The 20,828-nt window shown below is 69.0% G+C and carries 15 protein-coding genes; 10 read left to right on the forward strand and 5 right to left on the reverse strand.

Translation table 11 applies throughout. The features are described from left to right. The first annotated feature begins 8 nt into the window (after positions 1 to 8). Genes pcaH through pcaDC form a run of 4 tightly spaced genes read left to right on the forward strand, consistent with a single transcriptional unit; the run spans position 9 to position 3,730 of the window. The gene (gene pcaH, locus CSEG_RS11820; protein ID WP_013079463.1) at positions 9 to 722 is read left to right on the forward strand and encodes a protocatechuate 3,4-dioxygenase subunit beta; all 714 of its coding nucleotides are present in this window, start codon (positions 9 to 11) and stop codon (positions 720 to 722) included. After that, positions 719 to 1,381 carry a protocatechuate 3,4-dioxygenase subunit alpha gene (pcaG, locus tag CSEG_RS11825; protein WP_013079464.1) on the forward strand — a complete coding sequence of 221 codons (663 nt, stop codon included), beginning with the start codon at positions 719 to 721 and terminating at the stop codon, positions 1,379 to 1,381. Before pcaH ends, pcaG begins: the two co-directional genes overlap by 4 nt. A 22-nt stretch (positions 1,382 to 1,403) precedes the next feature. Further along, the gene (pcaB, locus tag CSEG_RS11830) at positions 1,404 to 2,549 is read left to right on the forward strand and encodes a 3-carboxy-cis,cis-muconate cycloisomerase (RefSeq protein WP_013079465.1); all 1,146 of its coding nucleotides are present in this window, start codon (positions 1,404 to 1,406) and stop codon (positions 2,547 to 2,549) included. After that, entirely contained in the window at positions 2,549 to 3,730 is a 1,182-nt protein-coding gene (gene pcaDC, locus CSEG_RS11835) for a bifunctional 3-oxoadipate enol-lactonase/4-carboxymuconolactone decarboxylase PcaDC (RefSeq protein ID WP_013079466.1), read from the forward strand. The genes pcaB and pcaDC overlap by 1 nt, the downstream gene beginning before the upstream one ends. A gap of 15 nt (positions 3,731 to 3,745) precedes the next feature. On the opposite strand, the gene CSEG_RS11840 is transcribed toward pcaDC, so the two are convergent. The 3 genes from CSEG_RS11840 to CSEG_RS11850 all read right to left on the reverse strand — a co-directional run bounded on the left by CSEG_RS11840 (position 3,746) and on the right by CSEG_RS11850 (position 8,268). After that, positions 3,746 to 4,639, reverse strand: a complete 894-nt coding sequence (locus CSEG_RS11840; protein WP_013079467.1) for an alpha/beta hydrolase family protein — start codon at positions 4,637 to 4,639, stop codon at positions 3,746 to 3,748. Between the two features lie 44 nt (positions 4,640 to 4,683). Next, positions 4,684 to 7,011: a 2-hydroxyacyl-CoA dehydratase family protein gene (locus CSEG_RS21580; RefSeq protein WP_013079468.1), complete on the reverse strand. Its 2,328-nt coding sequence runs from the start codon at positions 7,009 to 7,011 to the stop codon at positions 4,684 to 4,686. Between the two features lie 108 nt (positions 7,012 to 7,119). After that, a complete protein-coding gene (locus tag CSEG_RS11850; RefSeq protein ID WP_208854783.1) occupies positions 7,120 to 8,268 on the reverse strand; it encodes a CaiB/BaiF CoA transferase family protein in 1,149 nt (382 codons plus the stop codon). Between the two features lie 337 nt (positions 8,269 to 8,605). Here CSEG_RS11850 and CSEG_RS11855 point away from each other — a divergent pair, with 337 nt between their 5' ends. The 4 genes from CSEG_RS11855 (at position 8,606) to CSEG_RS11870 (ending at position 14,827) form a co-directional block, all read left to right on the forward strand. Next, entirely contained in the window at positions 8,606 to 11,314 is a 2,709-nt protein-coding gene (locus tag CSEG_RS11855; protein WP_013079471.1) for a TonB-dependent receptor plug domain-containing protein, read from the forward strand. Between the two features lie 77 nt (positions 11,315 to 11,391). Then, positions 11,392 to 13,125 (forward strand): CocE/NonD family hydrolase, encoded by a 1,734-nt coding sequence (locus CSEG_RS11860; protein WP_013079472.1) that lies wholly within the window; start codon positions 11,392 to 11,394, stop codon positions 13,123 to 13,125. Then, complete coding sequence (locus CSEG_RS11865) at positions 13,125 to 14,255, forward strand: CapA family protein (protein ID WP_013079473.1); 1,131 nt, start codon at positions 13,125 to 13,127, stop codon at positions 14,253 to 14,255. The genes CSEG_RS11860 and CSEG_RS11865 overlap by 1 nt, the downstream gene beginning before the upstream one ends. 71 nt (positions 14,256 to 14,326) lie before the next feature. After that, positions 14,327 to 14,827, forward strand: a complete 501-nt coding sequence (locus CSEG_RS11870; RefSeq protein ID WP_013079474.1) for a MarR family winged helix-turn-helix transcriptional regulator — start codon at positions 14,327 to 14,329, stop codon at positions 14,825 to 14,827. Positions 14,828 to 14,830: 3 nt separating this feature from the next. Here CSEG_RS11870 and CSEG_RS11875 read toward each other — a convergent pair whose 3' ends face one another. Together CSEG_RS11875 and CSEG_RS11880 are read right to left on the reverse strand one after the other, a co-directional pair. Beyond that, the gene (locus CSEG_RS11875; protein ID WP_013079475.1) at positions 14,831 to 16,246 is read right to left on the reverse strand and encodes a spinster family MFS transporter; all 1,416 of its coding nucleotides are present in this window, start codon (positions 16,244 to 16,246) and stop codon (positions 14,831 to 14,833) included. Between the two features lie 138 nt (positions 16,247 to 16,384). Beyond that, the gene (locus CSEG_RS11880) at positions 16,385 to 16,780 is read right to left on the reverse strand and encodes a MarR family winged helix-turn-helix transcriptional regulator (RefSeq protein ID WP_227878829.1); all 396 of its coding nucleotides are present in this window, start codon (positions 16,778 to 16,780) and stop codon (positions 16,385 to 16,387) included. A gap of 218 nt (positions 16,781 to 16,998) precedes the next feature. On the opposite strand from CSEG_RS11880, the gene mhpT reads away from it, so the two are divergent. Both mhpT and CSEG_RS11890 read left to right on the forward strand, forming a co-directional pair. Continuing rightward, complete coding sequence (gene mhpT / locus CSEG_RS11885; protein WP_013079477.1) at positions 16,999 to 18,216, forward strand: 3-(3-hydroxy-phenyl)propionate transporter MhpT; 1,218 nt, start codon at positions 16,999 to 17,001, stop codon at positions 18,214 to 18,216. A 241-nt stretch (positions 18,217 to 18,457) separates the two neighbouring features. Next, on the forward strand, positions 18,458 to 20,752 hold the full coding sequence (locus CSEG_RS11890; protein WP_013079478.1) for a TonB-dependent receptor: 2,295 nt from the start codon (positions 18,458 to 18,460) through the stop codon (positions 20,750 to 20,752). The last annotated feature ends 76 nt before the right edge of the window (positions 20,753 to 20,828 follow it).

Raw genomic sequence — 20,828 nt, forward strand, 5'->3', positions numbered from 1 at the left:
AGACCCTCATGAGCCTGATCCTGCCTGGTTCCTATCGGCGCGAAGACGCGGGCCAGCCGCCCTCGCTCTATCCGGACTACGGGTCGACCGTCTCGCGCTCGCCCCGCGAACCTCTGGTCAGGATCCCCCACACCCTGACCGAGACCACCGGCCCGGCGAACGCCTGGTCGCGGCTGATGGGCGAGTCGATGGCCGACCTGACGACCCAGCACAAGGGCGAGCCCCTGGGCCAGCGGATCGTCGTCTCGGGCCGCGTCGTCGACGAGGACGGTCGGCCCGTTCCCCACACTGTGGTCGAGGTCTGGCAGGCCAACGCCGCCGGCCGCTACATCCACAAGAAGGACCAGTGGGACGCGCCGCTGGACCCCAACTTCACCGGCGCCGGGCGGGTGATCACCGACGCCGAGGGTCGCTACCGCTTCATCTCGGTGCGGCCGGGCGCCTATCCCTGGCGGAACCACAAGAACGCGTGGCGTCCGTCGCACATCCACCTGTCGCTGCTGGGCCCGGCGTTCGCCACCCGACTGGTGACCCAGATGTACTTCCCGGACGATCCGCTGATCGAGATCGATCCGATCGCCAACGCCGTGCCCATGCCCTTCCGCCAGCGGATGGTCTCGCGCTTCGACCTCGAGACGACCGAACCCAACTGGGCCCTGGGCTACGTCTTCGACATCGTCCTGCGCGGCCGTGACGCCACGCCTTTCGAGAACGGCCAATGACCCCCGAACAAGCCCGCCCCGCCCCGCGCCAGGACAACCAAGATCCGGCGATCTTCGGCCAGACACCCTGGCAGACGGTCGGCCCCTTCTTCCACTACGGCCTGCCCTGGAAGGGCGGCGCCGACCTGGTCGGGACCAGCGAGATCGGCGCGCGCCCGGAGCTTATGCCGCCCGAACACTACGTTCTGGCCTCGCCCAGCCCCAAGGGCGAGATCGCGGGCGAGACGATCATCCTTGAAGGCGCGGTGATCGACGCCGACGGCCAGGTGATCCCGGACGCCATGGTCGAGATCTGGCAGGCCGACGCGGCCGGCCGCTACGCCGAAGGCAACACCGGCTTCATCGGCTTTGGCCGATCCTCGACCAGCGAGGACGGGATCTACCGCTTCCGCACCCTTCGTCCCGGCGCGATCGGCGACGGCCACGCCCCGCACATCGCCATCGGCGTCTTCGGCCGGGGCCTGCTCAAGCGCCTGGTCACCCGGGCCTATTTCGAGGGCGACGACGCCAACGCCAGCGACGCGATCCTCGACCTCGTTCCGGCCCAGCGCCGCGACACGCTGATCGCCCGCCGCGTGGGGGAAGAGGACGGGGCCGCCGTCTGGCGCTTCGACATCATCTTGCAAGGCGAAGGCGAAACGGTCTTCTTCGACATCTGACGCTGAACGGAGTCGTCCGCCCTTGCCTTCCCTGCTGCGCGACCGACCGGCCTCGACGCCGGAGATGCTGGCCGTGTTCGGCGACGAGGCGCTGCTGAAGGCGGCCCTGGCGTTCGAAGCCGAGCTCGCCCTGGCCCAGGCCGAGCTGGGCCTGATCCCGCGAGGCGACGCCGAGGCGATCGCAGCCGCCTGCGCGTCCCCGTTCGACATCGCCGAACTGGCCGAAGCCACCGCCCACGCGGGCACCCTGGCCATTCCGCTGGTCGAGCGCCTCCGGGCCCGCGTGTCGCCGCCGGAGGCCGCCGGGCGCGTCCACAAGGGCGCGACCAGCCAGGACCTCGCGGACACCGCGCTGATGCTGCAGGCGCGGGATGGCGCGGCGCTGATCCGACGCGACGCGGCGCGGCTGGCCGACGCCCTCGCGGTTCTGGCGCGCGCACATCACTCCACCCCGATGCTGGGCCGCACCCTGCTCCAGGCCGCCCTGCCGATCACCTTTGGCCTGAAGGTCTCGACCTGGCTGTCGGGCGTGACCGGCGCGCTGACGCGGTTCGACCGCGAGATCGGCGCGATCCGCCTGCAGTTCGGCGGAGCCACCGGCTCGCGCGCCGGCCTCGACGGACAGGGCGCGGCGCTGGCGGAACGGCTGGCCGTGCGGCTCAACCTTCCACCCGCCCTCCCCTGGCACGCCGAGCGCCAAGGGGTGGCGGGTCTGGCCTCCGCGCTGGCCATCCTGACCGGCGCGATCGGCAAGATCGCCGGCGACGTCGCGCTGATGGCCCAGGTCGAGGTCGGCGAGGCCTTCGAGCCGCGCCAGGCCGGACGGGGCGGCTCCTCGGCCATGGCTCACAAGCGCAATCCGACCGGATGCCAGGTCGCCCTGTCGGCGGCGATCCGCGCGCCGCATCTGGCGGCCACCCTCGTCTCGGCCCTGCCCCAGCAGCATGAGCGCGGCCTGGGCGGCTGGCAGGCCGAGGGGCCCGTCCTGGCCGAACTGTTCCAACTGACCCACGGCGCCCTCGCCGCCATGGTCACGGTCATCGAAGGCCTGGAGGTCGACGAGGGCCGCATGGCCGCCAACCTCGCCGCCGCCCAGGTCGGGACCGACACGGGCGAGAGCGCGGCGCTGGTCGCCCAGGCGCTGGCCGCTTACGAAAAGGACCGCTGATGCCCTTCGCGATCTCGCACGGCGCCCGCCTCTACTGGCGTCAGGACGGCGCGGCCGACAAACCGGCCCTGGTGCTGCTGACCTCGATCGGCACGGATCTGTCGCTCTACGATCCGGTCGTGCCGCTGCTGACCCCGGACTTCCTCGTCATCCGCCTGGACACACGGGGGCACGGGGCGTCGGACGCGCCGGCCGGCGACTACAGCCTGGACCTGCTGGCCGACGACGTGCTGGCGGTGATGGACGCCGCCGGCGTCGACAAGGCCAGCCTGTGCGGGACCTCGCTGGGCGGCATGATCGCCATGACCCTGGCCGCCAAGGCGCCCGAGCGGGTCGAGGCTTTGATCCTGGCCTGCACATCGCCGGCCATGGATCCTTCCACCTGGGACCAGCGTCTGGCTCTGATCCGCGCCGAAGGCATGGGCGCGATCGTCGAGGCGGTGATGGGGCGCTTCTTCTCCGACGCCTTCCGGGCCCAGCATCCTGAGGTCGTCGAGACCGTGCGCGTCGGCATGCGGGCCCAGAGCGTCGACGGCTACGCCGGCTGCGGCGCGGCCATCCGTGACATGGCCCTGCTGGAGCGCCTGCCGGCCATCGTCGCTCCGGCCCTGGTGGTGACCGGAGCCAAGGACCTCGCCACCCCTTACGATGGCCATGGCGAGCGCATCGTCGCCGCCGTCACGGGCGCGCGCCATGTCGAGATCGGCGGCGCCCACCTGCCCAGCCTGGAAGCGCCCACGGCCCTGGCCGGCGCGGTGCGGGACTTCCTGCGCGAGGTCCGGCGCGGGACCGCCGTGCGCGAAGCCAAGGACACGTTGTTTGAGGCGGGCCTGGAAATCCGCCGCAAGGTGCTGGGCGACGCCTGGGTCGACAAGTCCCTGGCCAAGCGCACCGCCTTCACCGCCGACTACCAGGCGATGATCACCCGCTACGCCTGGAACGAGATCTGGGGCCGGCCGGGCCTCGATCACCGCACCCGCCGCCTGCTGGTGCTGGCCATCTGCGCCAGCCTGGCGCGGTGGGAGGAGTTCCGTCTCCACGTCCGCGCCGGCTTGGAGCAAGGCGGCTTCACCCAGGAGGAGCTGAAGGAGGTGCTGATGCAGACGGCGATCTACGCCGGCGTGCCCGCCGCCAACACCGCCTTCACCGAGGCCGCCGAGGTCATCGCCGAATTGGGCTGAGGCCTCTCGGCGCGCCTATTTCAGGCCCTTGCGTTCGACGTGCCAACCCGGTCGCGCGCAGAGGCGGCAGTCTGGACCGACGAACATGGCCCGCCCGGCCTTATCGCCCTTCAGCTGCCAGTTCAGCCATGCGACAGCCACCTCGCCGAACGCGCCGCCGCGCGGCTGGCCATAGGTCCCGCCGTGGCCGACGCCATCCTCGTAGGCCCGAACGACCGGGATGTGGTCGATCCGCGCGAAGTCGTCATTGGCGTTGCCGAAGGCGATGTCGCTGGCGTCGCCGCTGACATAGATCGCCGGACCGTGGAGGGCCTTCAGGCTCGCCTTGGTCACGTTGGCGCCCGGCAAGCCGCCCGTTCCCGTCCCCAGAACGCCGCTGTTCCACACGCCCGTGGTGGTGACGCGCGGGTCGGCCGACGCCTCGATGGCCTGGAGGCCGCCGCAGGACATGCCCATCACCGCGATCTTCTTGACGTCAAGACGCCCCTTGTAACGGCTGTCCGACCGCGCGTTCTCGGCGACCGCCCAATCGATGGCGTCGATCAGTTGCGATGAGGTGGTCTTGGGCGGCGCGTTCATGTCAGGGCGCTGCGGCGGCCCCGCGGTCGGCGGCTTGGGCCCGACGATCGGACCGATGGCCACGACCAGATAACCGTGCCCGGCGATCTCGGTCAGGAACTTGGCGAAGGCGTCGCCCTCGTTGGCGCAGGCGCCGTTGGCCCAGGCCAGGATCGGCAGCTTTGTCGCGCCCACGGCGGCCAGGTCCGCCGGTCGGTAGACCGTATGGGTCGGCAAGCTCGGGTCGCTTTCCATCACGGCCTGATAAAGCGGGGGCGCTGGCTCACGGGCGACGACCGCGCTGGGGAGGACCAGGGCCGCCAGCGTCGCGGCCAAAATCGGAAGCTTCATCGGAACTCTCCAGACGGGGGAATGGGACGGGTCGCGATAGATGGTCAAAGGCTCTCGATGAAGGCCGTGACGGCCGCCTCCAGAGCGTCGCCCTCAAGGCTCATATTGCTCATCGGCAGGCGCAGCACCGGCACGCCGGCGCGCTCCAGGGCGGCCAGGACGAAGGGGTCGGCGTCGTCGATCGCCACCGCCCCGTGCACGCCGTGGGTCTGAGCTTCCTTGACGTGCCAGGCGCCCGCCCAGGTCGGCATGCGCAGCTCGTCGCCCATGGTCACGAAGCGCGCGGCCAGGGCGCGCATGGCGTCCTTCTCGCCCTCGAACGATCGCAGATAGCCGTCGGCGGCTAGGCCCAGATACATCGACCAGACGAACACCGCGCCGTGGCTCTCCTCCCAGCGCTGGTAGAAGCCCATGTCGCTCCAGAGCCCGCGTCCGACCCACATCAGGCGAATCTTCTCGCCCGGGCACGCGGCCTCTCCGGCCTCGACACGCGCGGCGACCTCTTCGTAGAAACGCCTGGCCGCGTCGCGGCCCCAGACCGAGCCGCGATGCCACTGCGGCACCATAGTGGCCGGCATGGTGTCGACGATGCCCGCCGGGGCCGGATGGGTGGCGGCGATCAGGTCGCGCGTGCGGCGGTAGTAGTCCTCCTGCTCGTTGACGAGGTTCATCACCTCGACGAAGCGGGCCGGCTCGAACTTGCGACCGGTGATCGCCTCCAGGCGCGGGATGCTGGCCTCCAGCTGGGCGGTCAGCAGGTCCAGTCGCTCGGCCTCGAGGGTCTCTTCCCACCGCTCGGGCAGATCGGACCACCATTCCAGGGGCAGGTCCCAGCGTCCCTCGATCGAGCGCGCGTAGGCGAAAAGCTCCGCGCCCGTCTCGCGGGCCCAGGCCTCGAACAGCTTGGGTCCGGCGTCAGAGCCCGCCGTCAGGGCCAGGATGTCGGGCTTGGGCAGACCGCCCCACGGCGCGGCCTCGACGTCCGTGTCGAGGGCCGCCGCCAGGCCCTGGGCGCTGTAGGACTCGACGTCGGACGGATAGTCGGCCGCCCGCAGCAGGGCGGCGTAGTCGCGGCCACGCTGCTTGGCCGCCACGATCGAGGCCCACCACTGGTTCACCACATAGGGGATGTCCATGGCCCGCAGGATTTCCTGCGGGGCGTCGGCGTTGACCACCGCGAACGGCCCCTCCGCCGCCTTGCGCCGGACCTCGGCGAACCAGTCGCGTTGCCAGGTCGCGAAATCGGCGGTCGAGGTCAGCGCCTTCTGGCTGCGCCGCCCGACATTGGCGGCGGCGCCGGGACGCTTCGCCCCGTCGGTGACAGGCTTCGGAGCGCGCGGCGCGGGGGCGATCGGGCCGGAGGGATCGGCGAAGAAAGCCGACAGCTTGGCGGCGAGGTCGGCCGTGTCCGGGACCGGATCCAGTCGTAGCGTCGCCAGCGGCTTGCCGACGGCGGCCAGCGCCTTTCGCGTCTCGGCCACGTCCCACGGCGAGGCCTCGTCGCCCGGCAGTCGGACATGGAGAACCGCATCGACGTCCAGCCCCGAGGCTTGGGCCGCGAGAGCCTGGGCGCGGACTTTGCTGGAGCCCGTGGGCGCGGACGACGGCGGCGCCTCCCACCGCGCCGCGAGCGCGTCGAACGGATCCAGGCTTTCGTCCAGCAGGACGACTGCCGACGGCTCGCCCCAGTCATGATCCTCGCCGACGATCACGTAGCCGGCCGCTTCGATCGCGGCGTAGACTGCGGTTGTCTCATGCGGCGAGCCGGTGACCAGCACGCGACGGCCCGAGAGCGGCCGCGCCTGCGCGCGCGCGGCCTCGATGGCGCGGTCGCCGTCCTCGCGCGGGGCCTGGCTGACGTGGCGGATCAGGTCTAGCGCCTGGACGCCGCTCAACTTCGGCGTCTTCTCGGCGCGCAGGGCCAGGACCTCGGCGAGGCTGCGGCGCTGGGCGTTGCTCGCGGCGATCTCGGCGCGCAGGGCGTCGGCGGTGACAGCCCGCCCGCCGAGCGTCTCCAGCCAAGCCTTGAAGCTGGCCAGCCGCGCGCGATTGTAGGCGCGGACCGCCGGCTCAGCGCCGTGCAGGATATCGAGGTGAACGACCGGGGGCGCCGGGAAGCCTCCCACCCGCGACAGCTCGCGCAACACAGAGAACAGCTGCGCGTCCTCAACGCATCCATGGGCGATGGCGACGCCAGCGAAGTCTCTGTTCCTGACCTGAGCCACCAGCCCACTCGTGCGCGGCGTCTGGCCGGCGAGGCCGTCGGTCGTCTGGGCGGTAGCGGCCGACAGGCGCACCGGCGTGAAGCCCGCCGCGGCGACCAGTTCACGCGGAATGTCCGCCCCGACGCAGGCCAAAATCGGCGCGGACATCAGATCGCGCCCGCCTGCGCCAGCGCCTCGACCTGCTCGTCCGAATAGCCCAGCAGTTCGCGATAGATCGTCGCGTTGTGCTGGCCGACCGCCACCGGCAACACCTGATCAAAGCCCGTGCGCCCTTCGGAGAACTGGATCGCGCACGCCGCTGGTCAGCAAGCCGTCGTCGCGCGTGTAGGCGGGATGGGTGATCGGCATGGTCTCGCCCCGCGCCAGGACGCGAGGATCGTGCAGCCCCTCGGCGGGATGGCGGACCGGCGCGGCCGGAACGCCCTGCGCTTCCAGTCGTCGCACGACCTCGTCGGTCGGCAGTTGGCTGGACCAGGCCTCGATCAGGGCTTCCAGGACCTTGGCGTTGGCGACGCGGCGGTCACGCGTGGCGAAGCGCGGATCCTCGCCCAGCGCCTCGTTTTCCATGGCCTTGAACAGGCCGCGCGCCAAGCCCTCATGCACGGCGACGATCGAGACATAGCCGTCCGCGCAGCGGAAGACGCCGAACGGTGACAGGCGCTGCACCGTCAGCCCGGTGCGCGCCTCCATCCCTGCCAGCGCCATAGCCTGCCAGTTCTCGATCGCCACGAACGAGGTCAGGGCGCCCAGCATCGAGACGTCGACCTGCTGCCCTTGCCCCGTGCGGCGACGCTGCTCCAGCGCGGCGAGCACGCCGATGACCCCGAACACCGGGGCCAGCATGTCGGCCATCGGAACGCCGATCCGGACCGGCGGATCGTCCGGCCCGCCGCTGGTGTACATGGCGCCGCTGAGCGCCTGGATCAGCACGTCCATGGCCTTGCTGCCTTCGGACACGCCCGCGCCGAAGCCGCTCAGTGAGCAGTAGATGATCCCCGGATTGGCCGCCTTGGCCGCCGCGTAGCCCACGCCCAGGCGGTCGGCCGTGCCGCTCGTGAAATTCTCGACGACGATGTCGGCGTCGCGCGCCAGGTCCGCGAACACCTCTCTGGCCTTTGGATGCTTGAGGTTCAGGCTGACGCCGTACTTGCCGCGCGCCCGGGTCAGGTGCGAGATCGAAAGATCGTCCTCATGGCGGCGCTCTACACTGACCCCGTCGCGACCGACATAGGGGCTGTTCTCCCGCGCCAGATCACCGCCACGCGGATCTTCCACCTTGATCACCGTCGCGCCCAGGCCCGCCAGCAACAGCGTGGCGTAGGGCCCCGCGAGCGCCCGGGTCAGGTCGATGACCTTCAGGCCCTCGAGCGGGCGAGGACGGGTATCGGCGGGGGCGTCAGTCACGGCGTTGTCCTGGAGAAAGTCGACTTGGAATGCGGAAAGACGCACCGGAATCCAGACGCCCTCCCTTTCGTCCATTCAGGGAGGGTGAGTGCGTCATGTCAATAAATAGTTTGGATTACAAACTATATTCCCAACAGACAGTCTCGGGCTTGAGGCGCCAACCTCCCCGTAGCGAAAGGCGCACAGCCTTCCGTAACGCCGTTCTCGATTTTTCGCAGGCCCACTTGAAATTCAAATTGTTTGTGCAACATACTATTTGACGTCGAACGATTTTTCGCTCGGCCGAAAACAGAACAGCCGACGGCGGGCGCGCCGGACGGCGCACGGGAGGGCCGCCATGAAGACCACCAATTCACGCCACGCCTGCGTCTCGCACCTTGCGATGATCGTCGCCGCCTGGTCGGCCGCGTCGGCCGTGCAGGCGCAGACCGCGCCACAACCCTCGACCATAGAAGATACGGCGGTCTCAGAGATCGTGGTCACGGGGACCAGCATTCGTGGGGTGGCGGCCGCCGGCTCGCCCACGGTCGGCGTAAGCCTTCAGGACCTGAAGGCCTCCGGGGCCGGCACACCCAGCGACGCGCTGCGCATGCTGCCCCAGGTGTTGAACCTGGGCGCCGATGAAAGCCGCAGCAGCTTCAACGGCGGGGCGCAGGACGCCGCGGCCAACTCCACCGCCGTTCGCACCGCCAACCTCCGCGGCGTCGGTCCCGAGGCCACTCTGCTGCTGCTGAACGGCCGCCGGCTGGCGCCAAACGGCATCATCAAGGCGCTGGGCGACCTCGACCAGATCCCGACCTCCGCCGTCGCGCGCATCGAGGTCGTCACGGACGGCGCCTCGGCCATCTACGGTTCGGACGCCGTGGCCGGTGTCGTGAACCTGATTACGCGCCGCTCGCTCGACGGCGGCGAGACCACCTTCCGCTACGGTTTCGCCGACAACGTCTCGCAGAAGCAGTTCAGCCAAACGTTTGGCAAGACCTGGGACACCGGCGAGCTGTTCTTCTCGTTCGAACACAACGAGCGCGGCAATCTGTCGGGCGTGGATCGCGACTTCGCCAGCCAGAACCGCACCACGCGGGGCGGCACGGACGCCCGTCCCTTCACCGCCGCGCCGGGCAACATCGTCATCGGCGGCGTGCGCTACGCCCTGCCCGCCGGCAACGGCGTCGGGATCAATCCGTCGGCCCTGGTGGCTGGCACGGCCAATCGCTACGACGAGGGGGCGGCCGCCGACCTGCTGCCCAAACAGAACCGCAACACGATCCTGTTCAACGTCCACCAGCACATCGGCGACAAGGCCGAGGTCTGGTACGAGGGCTTCTACACCCGCCGCAAATATAACCTCGCCGCGCCGCCCGCCCTCTTCAGCCTGACGGTGCGCAACACCAATCCCTGGTTCGTCTCGCCCGCCGGCCAGACCTCCGAGACGGTCGAATACCGCCTGACCGACGACGCCGATCCGAACTCGACGGGCTTCGAGAACGCCCAGCAGAACGCGATCGGGTTCAACTACGATCTGGGCAAGCAATGGCGGATCGCCGCCTATGCCGACCACAGCATCAGCCGGGGCTTCCAGGACCGCAAGAACGTCCTGAACAACGCCGCCCTCACCGCGGCTCTCGCCAGCAGCAGTCAGGCGACCGCGTTCAATCCGTTCGGCGACGGGACGTTCAACCGCACCAACAACTCCGCCCTGCTCGACATCATCGACGCCAACCGCGCGACGTGGGGCACCAACATCGCCAAGGACTATTCGATCAAGGCCGACGGTCCGATCTTCGACCTGCCCGCGGGCTCGGTCCGCGTCGCGGTGGGCGCCGAGTACCACGACAACAGCTTCAAGCAGACGCTTGAGGCGACCAACGTCCTGGCCAGCGGCGCGGCGACCTACAAGATCGTGCGCAACAGCCGCGACATCAAAACCCTGTACGGCGAGCTGTTCGTGCCGATCGTCGGGCCGTCGAACGCCCTGCCGGGCGTGCAGCGCCTGGAGCTGTCACTGGCCGGCCGGCGCGAGGACTATTCCGACTTCGGCAACACCACCAACCCGAAGATCGGGGTCATCTACGCGCCGATCTCCGACCTGACGCTGCGCGCCACCTATGGCACCTCGTTCCGCGCCCCGTCGCTGATCGACAGCGCCGACCAGATCAAGAACATCTTCATCCAGAACCTGACCGACCCGACGTCTTCCACCGGCGTCACCCGCGGCATCTTCACCAACGGCGGCAACGGCCAGCTGGGTCCGGAGACGGCCAAGACTTGGTCGGCGGGCCTGGACTGGAAGCCGAAGGCGATCAGCGGCCTCAGCGTCTCGGCCACCTGGTACAAGATCCTCTACAACAACCGCATCGACGTGACACCGAACACGGCCCTGGCCAACGGTTCGGTCTATGCGGCCTTCGTCACGCGCCGCCCGGCGGCGTCGGACACGGCGGGGACGGCAGCCTTCAACGCCCTGGTCGCCGCCGCCCTGGCCAGCCCCGACCTGCAGAACCCGGTCGAGCCGGTCGCCAACATCAACGTGCTGATCGACGGCCGCCGCCAGAACCTGGGCCAGCTGGACCAGCGCGGCCTGGACGTCTCGGTCCGCTACGCCTTCAGCACGCCCGTCGGCGACTGGACGGTGTCGACCGAGGTCGCCAAGATCCTGAAACTGGAACGCAAGACCGCCGCGAGCGCGCCTTGGCAGGATGTGCTGGACACCTTCGGCAACCCGATCGACCTGCGCGTGCGCGGCGCAGTCGGCTGGCGCTCGGACGGCTGGTCGGCGAACCTCTTCGCCAACTACACCGACAGCTACCTGAACACCGCCGTCACGCCGAACGTGAAGGTCAAGAGCCAGACGATCTTCGACGCGACGGCGTCCTACGCCTTCGAGCGCGAGGCCGGCTGGGCCAAGGACCTGAGAATCTCGGCCAACGTCATGAACCTGTTCGACAAGGATCCGCCGGTCGTTCTGAACGGCACCCTGTCGTGGGACAGCCAGGCCGCTTCGCCGCTGGGTCGCTTCGTCTCCGTGGAGATCAGCAAGGCCTGGTGATCGACGACTTTCCCCCCGGGAACACCTTTGGCGGGTGAGCCTGGCTCGCCCGCCGCTTCTTTTTCAGTGAGCCTCGTATGAAGTCCTCAGCGATCGCCCTCGCCGCCGCGCTTTCCGCCGCCGCCACCGCCCTGCCCGCGCTCGCCGCGCCGCCGTCCAACTTCGGCGCCTATGCGCCCAAGGCGCTCTATTCGCAGCAGGTGGCGACCTCGTTCTATCTGCCGATGCGCGACGGCACGAAGATCGCGATCTCGCTGCATCGCCCGGCGGTGAACGGCAAGCCAGTGGACACGCGCCTGCCGGTCATCTGGCACCACACGCTGGACATCGAGAAGACGGGCGTGCGCGAAACGGGCGCGGCCCAGTCGCTGACCGACCTTACCCGCGCGGGCTATGTGGTGGCGATCGTGGCGCGACGCGGCAACGGCGCCTCGTTCGGCGTCAGGCGCGGCTATGAAGACTTCACCGAAGGCTTCGACGCCTACGAGATCACCGAGTGGCTGGCCGCCCAGCCCTGGTCTGACGGCAAGATCGGGATGTACGGCTGCTCGAACACCGGCGAGGCGGTGATGCACGCCATGATCGCCCGCCCGCCGCACCTGAAGGCCGCCTTCGCCGGCTGCTTCGCCTGGGAGCGCTACGACGGCCACACGCGCGGCGGGATCATCTCGCAGTACGGCACCGGCCCGACCCGCACGCTCGAGGACGACCTGAAGGCCACGCCCGTGCAGGGCGATGAGGACCGGACGCTGCTACGCCAAGCGGCCGAGGAGCATCAAAAGTCGACCAACCTGCTCGAGCTGATGAAGTCCATGCCCTACCGCGACAGCTGGTCGCCGCTGGTCATGGCCAAGTTCTGGGGCGAGGTCAGCATCGGCGCCTATCTCAGCCAGCTGAAGGCCTCGAACGTTCCGCTCTACATCCAGGGCGGCTGGTACGACGACTTCCGCACCGAGGGCCTGATCGCCCAGGCCAACCTGCCAGACCAGGCGCGCATCGTGATCGGCCCCTGGCGGCACTGCCTGAACAACGGCTTCGACCTGCGCGCCGAGCAGCTGCGCTTCTTCGACCACTATTTGAAGGGAGAGGCGACGGGGATCGAGACCGACGCGCCCATCCACTATTTCACGATCGGCGCGCCGAAGGGCCAGGAGTGGCGCTCGACCGACCGCTGGCCGCGCCCCGACGCGCGCAACGCCCTGTTCCTCGACGCGGGCGCGCTGAAGCCCAAGCCCGCGACCAAGACGGCGGCCACCAGCGTCACGGTCGACTACGCACCGGCCTGCCCGCCCGATCCGGTGCAGCCCAACTGGGGCCCCTTCGCCCAGCCGTGCCATCCGGCCAAGGCCAGCTTCGTCTATAGCGGCCCGGTCCTGAAGGCCGACACCGAGATGACCGGCTCGCCGCTGGCCGACCTCTGGATCTCCTCGACCGCGCCCGAGCAGCCGGTGTTCGCCTATCTGGAGGACGTCGCGCCCGACGGCTCGGTCACGGTGGTCAGCGAGGGCCGCCAGCGCGCCTCGCTGCGCAAGGTCGTGACCGCCCCTTGGGACACGATCGGCACGCCCTGGCGTCGCGCCTGGACCGAGGACCACCACCCCCTGAAGGCCGGCGAGCCCGTGCGGGTGTCGTTCGACATGCTGGCGGTGTCCTATGTCTTCAAGGCCGGGCACCGGGTGCGGATCGCCGTCAGCGGGGCCGAGCCCCGCGAGCGCGCGCGGGTCGAGACCTCGCCGCCGCCGACCCTGACCCTGCACACCGGCGGCGACACGCCGTCCAGCGTCATCCTTCCGGTGCGGAGCGCGCCGTGATGACCGCGCCGTTCAAGCTCTACATGACCGGCGACCTCGTGCTGGACGAGCCGAACGCCGACTTCTTCTTCGACAAGGCGCGGCTTCTGCTGGCGGAGGCCGATCTGCTGATCGGCCACGTCGAGGTGCCGCACACCACGCGAGGCCGGGAGTCGGTCGGCGACATCCCCGCCCCCGCCAGCGATCCGGAGAACTTGAAAGCGGTCGGCCGCGCCGGCTTCCACATGGTCAGCCTGGCGGGCAATCACATCCACGATCGCGGCGGCGAGGGCATCGACGACACGATCGCCAATCTCGCCGGCCAGGGCCTCGTCAGCGCCGGCGCCGGCCTCGACCTGGACCAGGCGCGTCGGCCGGCCGTGGCGGCGCGAGGCGGCGTCCGCGTCGGGCTGCTCAGCTACAATTGCGTGGGCCCCAAGGAAGGCTGGGCGGGACCCAAGCGCGCCGGCTGCGCCTATCTGAAGATCATCACCCATTACGAGCTCGAGAACGCCAATCCGGGCGGGCCACCCAAGGTCTACACCTTCGCCGATCCCGACACGGTCGAGGCCATGCAGGCCGATATCGCGGCCATCCGCGGCCAGGTCGACGTGCTGGTCGTGGCCTTCCACAAGGGCGTGGTCCACACCCCTGCCCACATCGCCATGTACGAGAAGGCCGTAGCGCGCGAAGCGATCGAGGCCGGGGCCGACATCGTGATCGGCCATCACGCCCACATCCTGCGCGGGGTCGAGGTCTGGCGCGGCAAGCCGATCTTCCATGGCCTGGGCAACTTCGTGAGCGTCACCCGCGCCCTGACGGCCGAGGGCAACGAAAATCCGGTTCGCCGCGCCTGGGCCGAGAAGCGCAAGGTGCTGTTCGGCTTCGAGCCCGATCCCGCCTATCCGCTGTACCCTTTCCACCCCGAGGCTAAGAACGGCATGGTCGCGGCCTGCCATATCGGCGCCGACGGCGTGATCAGCCCCGGCTTCCGGCCGATCTGGATGACGCCGACGGGACAGCCCGAGCCGCTGGTCGACGACGCGCGCGGCCGGGCGGTGGCCGACTATGTCGCCGAGATCAGCCGCAAGGCGGGCCTCAAGACCGACTTCGCCTGGGACGGCCAGCGAGTCGCCTTCTCGGCTTCGTAACCCGTCGCCATTGACCGCGACGGTGGAAATCGACGAGGAAGTTGTTCAGCCGCCGGAGAACAAGACAGCCGATGATCGCCAAGGCCGAGTCCATCGCTTCCGTTGAAGACGACGAGCCCCGCGGGGAGATTTCCCTCGGCGTGCTCGACGACCTGGTCGGCTTCCGCATCCGCCGGATCCAGAACCACTTGTCGCGGGCGTTCAACGCCTTGCTGGACCGCGAAGAGATCCGGCCGGGCGCCTTCTCGGCGCTCGCCCTGATCGCCGCCAATCCGGGCCTGTCGCAGAAGACGCTGGCGCGTGAGGTTGGGTTCGACAAGGCCACGATCGTCGCCATTCTCGACAACATGGAGCGTTTGGGCTGGACGATGCGCCAGCGGTCCAAGACCGACCGGCGCCGCCACCTGCTGTTCGTCACGCCCGTCGGCCTCAAGGCCCTGGAGGAGATGCGGGCCCTGGCTCACGTCAACGAAGCGGCGATCAAGACGGCGCTGAGCGACGAGGAGCATCAGATCCTGCACACCCTGCTCGACAAGCTCTACAAGCGCTGTTTCGCCGACAGCGAGCAATAGGGTCTAGGCGGCCGCTGGCTCGTTGGCCTTCAGCCAACGGGCGCCAAGCACCAGGAAGCCCGCGGCGAGCAGGAAGCCCATCGAGACCACCACCAGGGCGGTCTGCAGCCCCGCCGCCGAGGCCTGGGCGCAGGCTTGCGCGACCTCGGTCGCCGCGCCCTTGGCCGCGCGCCCGCCCGGACACGCCGCGTGAAAGGCGCCCAAAGCAGCGGGGAAGGCGCGGCCCGCGACGCTGTCGCTCACGCCGCCCGCGATCAGAGGACCGGTCATGCCGCCGATCACCGTCGCCCCGAACATGAACACCGCCGCCCCCGTAGCGCGCATGGTGCCCGGCACTATGTTCTGGACCGCCGCGTACATCGGGCCGTTCTTGAGATTGTAGGCCACCGAGGCGGCCAGCAGCAGCGGAAGGCCCAACGCCCAGTTCTGTTGGGCGAAGGCTAGGCCGTAGAAGAGGCACGTCAGCACTCCGCCTACCGCCGGCACCAGAACGTAGGAGCGCCCGCGCGCGTCGGCCAGCTTGTCGGCCGCCACGCCGCCCAGGAAGGTGCCGGCCAGGCCGAGCATGCCGCCCAGCCCAACGACGCCGCCCGCCTCGCCCAGGGTCAGTCCATGGGTGCGCATCATGAACGAGACGGTGAACACCGTGACGCCGTTATAGGCCAGGCCGATGAAGGCGCCGCCGATCACCAGCATGACAAAGGCGGGGTTGCGCAGCAGCACGCCCAAGTCGGCTAGGAAGGTCGAATTGGACTTTGCTTCGACCTTGGCCGGCGCGTCCGCCTCGATGCGCTCACGCGGTTCGCGCAGCGTCAGCCAAGCCAGCAGCGCCAGCAACAGTCCTGGCAGGCCCACCACGATGAAGGCCGCGCGCCAACCCCAGTGCTGGGCGATCAGCCCGCCGACGATCGGCGCCAGGATGGTGGCGAAGGACGGCGCGGTGCTGACGATCGACATGACCATGCCGCGCTGGCGCATGCTGAAGTTGTCGGCCAGCAGCGAGTGGCTGACCGGCAGGCAGCCGCCCTCCCCCATGCCCACGCCCACGCGGAAAAGCAGCAACTGGACAAAGCCCTGGGCGACACCGCACAGCGCCGTCATGGTCGACCAGACCGCGACCACCGCCGCCATCAGCCGGGCGCGGTTGGTCCGCTCGGCCAGTCGCGCGACGGGAATGCCGGCCACCGAATAGAACAGCGCGAACGCCGGCCCGCTGAGCAGGCCCAACTGCCAGTCGCTGAGCCCCAGCTCGCGCTTGATGGGCTCCTGCAGCACATTGAGGACAATCCGGTCGAGGTAGTTGCAGATCGTGATCAGCAACAGAAGCCCGACGATATAGACATGGTAGGGTCGCCAGACGATCTTGGTCGTCGCGCCAGCCTCGGCCTTGTCGGCGCCCCCGCGCACGGCGTCAGACATATGGTTTCCTCCAAGGGCCGGCGGCCAGACGCGCCTTTGAATGGCGCTTTTATTTGTTTCTATATTATATTGTTTGCCTTGCAAACCATTTGAGCGCGGCGCGATTATGGCGGCCGGCAAGCCTCCGGATCGCTCCGACTAGATGGCGGCGATCCGCTCAAGGACCGTCAGCATCCGCTCTTTCTCAAGATCCCCCAGGGCCTCCAGAACCTTGCGGTCGTGGGCGGCGTGGGCCGCCTTGGCGCCCCGCAGCAGCGCGGCTCCTTCGGGGGTAATGGACAGGGCGTAGGAGCGTCGATCGCCCGGGACCGGATCGCGGCGCACCAGGCCCCGCGCCTGAAGCTGATCGAGGATGATCACGAGGTTCGGACGCTGAATCCTCAGCATGTCGCCGATCGCGCGCTGCTGAAGTCCTGGCGTGGCTTCGATAACCAGCAGTACGGACAGGTCGGTGACCCGTAGGTCGAAGGGCTTGAGCGCGGCCAGCAGGTCCTTGAACACCGCGACCTGAGCCAGGCGGAGGACAAACCCCACTGTCGTCTCGAGACCGCCCAGCGAGGGGGTGGGCTCTGTCTCCGCCTTACGTTTCGCAGCGCTCGTCATCGACGCGTCTTTCTCGTGTGCGGTGTTGTCTAGCACGGCGACCGGATTCGCGCCGACGGGCCGCGAATAGGGGCGACACTCCATAATAGTTATGACACATATCAAAAATCGCGCCGGAGAGCGCGGCCACAAAACTAGGGGGAAAGTTCATGAAGGATGGGAACGACCCGGCGCGCGCGCGTAACAATCTGGTCGCCGTCGCCATCTGTTGCCTTTTGGCGATCTTCGAAGGCTTCGACCTGCAGTCCGCCGGCGTCGCCGCGCCTCGACTGGCGCCCGATCTGGGCCTGGGCCCCGACGCCCTCGGATGGTTCTTCAGCGTCAGCACGTTCGGGCTGATGCTCGGCGCGGCCATCGGCGGGCGATTGTCAGACCAGCTTGGCCGCAAGACGACCCTGCTCTTTTCCGTCGCTGTGTTCGGCCTGCTGTCGATCGCGACCGGCCTCGCCACCGACCTCAATGGACTGCTGTGGGCCCGTTTCCTGACCGGCGTCGGCCTGGGCGGCGCCCTGCCCAACCTGATCGCCATCGTGGCTGAAAGCGTCGAGCCCCGGCTCCGCGGCCGGGCCGTCGGCTTTCTCTACGCCGGCCTGCCCTGCGGCGGCGCGGTCGCCAGCCTGGTCAGCCTCGCCGGCGCGGATCCGTCCGACTGGCGCGTCATCTTTTATGTCGGGGGCGCGGGCCCCTTGCTGGCCTTGGCGCTGGCCATCCCGCTGCTGCCGAACTCGCCCAGGGCCGCTCCCGTCGCCGCCTCCGACGAGAAATCCGGCTTCGTCGAAGCCGTCGTCGGCGGAGGTCGGGGCCTGACGACCATGCTGTTGTGGCTGGCCTTCTTCCTGGCCCTGCTGATCATGTACCTGCTGCTCAGCTGGCTGCCCTCGCTCCTGATCGGCCAGGGCCTGAGCCGGCCCGACGCCGGGCTGGTGCAAATGGCCTTCAATCTCGCCGGCGCCGTTGGAAGCGTGGTCACGGGATGGCTGATGGACCATCCCAAGGGGCGGCCCGTGACGATCCTGGCGGTCTTCGGCGCCTCCGCCGCCTCGTTGATCGCCGCCGCCATGGCGCCCCCGTCGTTGGTGGTCTTCCTCTTCGTTGGGGCAGCGCTGGGGGCCACGATCTCGGGCGTGCAGTCCACGGTCTACGGCATGGCGCCCAGCTTCTACCCGGCCCGCCTGCGCGGCACCGGCGTGGGGGCGGCGGTGGTGATGGGCCGACTCGGTTCGGCGGCGGGTCCGCTGTTGGCCGCCTCCCTGATTGGAGCCGGTCGCGCCCCCAGCCAGGTGCTGCTGGCGCTGCTGCCCATCCTCGCCGCCGGCGGCGCGGTCTGCCTCTGGCTCAGCGCCCGATCGACCGCGACCGACAACTAGACTCTCGCCTTAGACGGCTTTTAAGACGCGCTTCGGTCCAGCGACCGAGGCGCGTTCGCGCGCGTCCATGGATAAGGCGCGGCCCTTTCGCAACACATCGTTCTTCGAATGCGCGGGCCGTCCGAGACGCTGTTGCACATGGCATACAATCATGCTCTGAAATAGTTAGTACGCATAACAATCAGAACGGCTGGGGGCGCTCGCGCTCGATGGTCATCGACGTACTCAGGGAGGAAAAGAAATGCCCAGGATTGGGAACGTCTCAGGCCGCCTGCGCGCCGGCGGCCTGCTGGTCTGCGCGGTCGCGGGGGTCCAGGCGACCGCGACGCCGGCCTTAGCTCAGGCCACAAGCACGGGCGATATGGCTCAGATCGAGGAAGTCGTCGTCACCGCTCGTCGGCGCGAAGAGCGCCTGCAGGACACGCCTGTCGCCGTCACGGCGCTGGGCGGCGAGGCCTTGCAGAGCCGCGGCGTCGAAAGCGTCGACCAGATCGCCAAGTTCGCGCCCAGCATCCGCTTCGACGGGGCCGCGGCGCTCAGCGGCGGCAACTACAACGCCACGGTCTTCATCCGCGGCGTCGGCCAAAACGACTTCGCCATCTTCAGCGACCCCGGCGTCGGCGTCTATGTCGACGGCGTCTACTACGCCCGCTCCATCGGCGGCACGCTGGACGCGTTCGATGTCAGCCGCATCGAAGTGCTGCGCGGCCCTCAGGGTACGCTGTTCGGCAAGAACACCATCGGCGGCGCGGTGATCATCACCACCGACCAGCCGAAGGACGCGTTCGGCGGCAAGATCGAGGGCGTGATCGGCAGTCTCGACCGCCGCGACATCAAGGGCCATGTCGACATCCCCTTGAGCGACAAGGTCTCCGCCCGCCTCTCGGCCGCGCGCCTCACGCGCGACGGTTACGGCAAGCGCCTGCTGACCGGCGATGACCTGGGCGATCGCAACGCCACCGCGGCCAGGGCGCAACTGCGCTGGGAAGCCTCGGACGCGGTCACGGTCAACCTCTCGGCGGACTACACCCGCGCCCGCGAGCACTCCGCGCCGCAGAAACTTCTGGTGATCGGGTCCGTTCCGGGTTTCGTCGCCGGCCCGTTCATCGCCAACTTCAACACCTATGTCGCGCCGGGCCTGGGCATCACCGCGCCGAACGGCTCGAAGACGCTGAACACCTCGTTCCTGACCGACGATCCCTATACGACCTATGGCACGGGCCCAAACATCAACGACCTGGACCTGTGGGGAACCTCGGCCACGGTGGATTGGGATCTGGGCGCGGTTTCGTTCAAGAGCATCAGCGCGGTCCGGGGCCTGAAGGCGACATTCGCCCGCGACGGCGACAACACGCCCTTCACGTTCCGCGAGACCTTCAACCACGACGTTCAGGCGCAATACAGCCAGGAATTCCAGCTCAGCGGCGAGTCCTTCGACAACCGCCTGACCTGGGTGACCGGCGTCTACGCCTTCCGCGAGCGCGGCACCGACTCCGGCTTCGCCAAGCTGGCGCTGGGCCTGGCGCCGGGCGCGTCGCCCCCGCCCTACAGCCCGTCGGCGGCCGTCTACACCAAGGTCACCAGCACGACCTACGCCGCCTTCGCCCAGGGCAGCCTCACCCTGACCGATCGACTGAGCGCCACGCTCGGGGCGCGCTACAACCGCGATGAGAAGGACTACGTGCTCGACCACCGCCGCATTCGCGACGGCGTCGTCATCGCGCTGCTGTCGCGCAGCGGCTCTTGGAACTCGTTCACGCCGAAGGTCGGGCTGGAGTTCAAGGCGACGCCCGACATCCTGCTCTACGGCTCGATCGGCAAGGGCTTCAAGAGCGGCGGCTTCAACGCCCGCCCGCTCAACGACGCCTCCGAGGTCACCGAGTATCAGCCTGAAACGCTGGTGACCTATGAGGCCGGCGCCAAGACCGCCTGGCTCGACCGCCGGCTGATCCTGAACGTCGCCGGCTATTTCAGCGACTACCAGGACATCCAGGTCACCGTGAACCAGACGCCGCGCAACTTCGTCGCCAACGCGGCGGCGGGCGAGGTCAAGGGCGTCGAGGTCGAGTTGCAGGCCAGGCCGACGACGAACTGGAGCTTTAACTTCGGCGGCGGCTACATGGACGCCAAGTACACCGAGGTCGGCAATGGGCTTGCGGCCGGCCAGGTGCTGCCGATCACCCTGGCGACCCACTTCGTCAAGGCGCCCAAGTGGACGCTGAACGGCGGCGTCGAGTACGGGCGGGACCTGCCGAACGGCGGACGGGTGACCGCGCGGGCCGACTGGACCCACTACAGCACCGTCTACAACGACGTCGCCAACGACCCAGACCTGACCCAGCCCGCCTACGACCTGTTCGGCGCGCGCCTGGCCTACGCCTCCCCGGACCAGCTCTGGCAGGTGGCGCTGTTCGGCTCCAACCTGTCGGACGAGCGCTACAAGGTCTCCGGCAACGCCTCCAGCGGCTTTGGACTGAAGGAAGCCAGCTACGGCCGCCCACGCGAGTGGGGATTGAGCCTCAGCCGGAAATTCTAACCTCGCCTCTGCGGCCTTGCCTGGCGCGAACCTCGCGCCAGGCAAGGCCAAAGGCCTGTCAGCCTCGACGCCCTAA

This window comes from Caulobacter segnis ATCC 21756 (assembly GCF_000092285.1).
Lineage (GTDB): Bacteria > Pseudomonadota > Alphaproteobacteria > Caulobacterales > Caulobacteraceae > Caulobacter > Caulobacter segnis.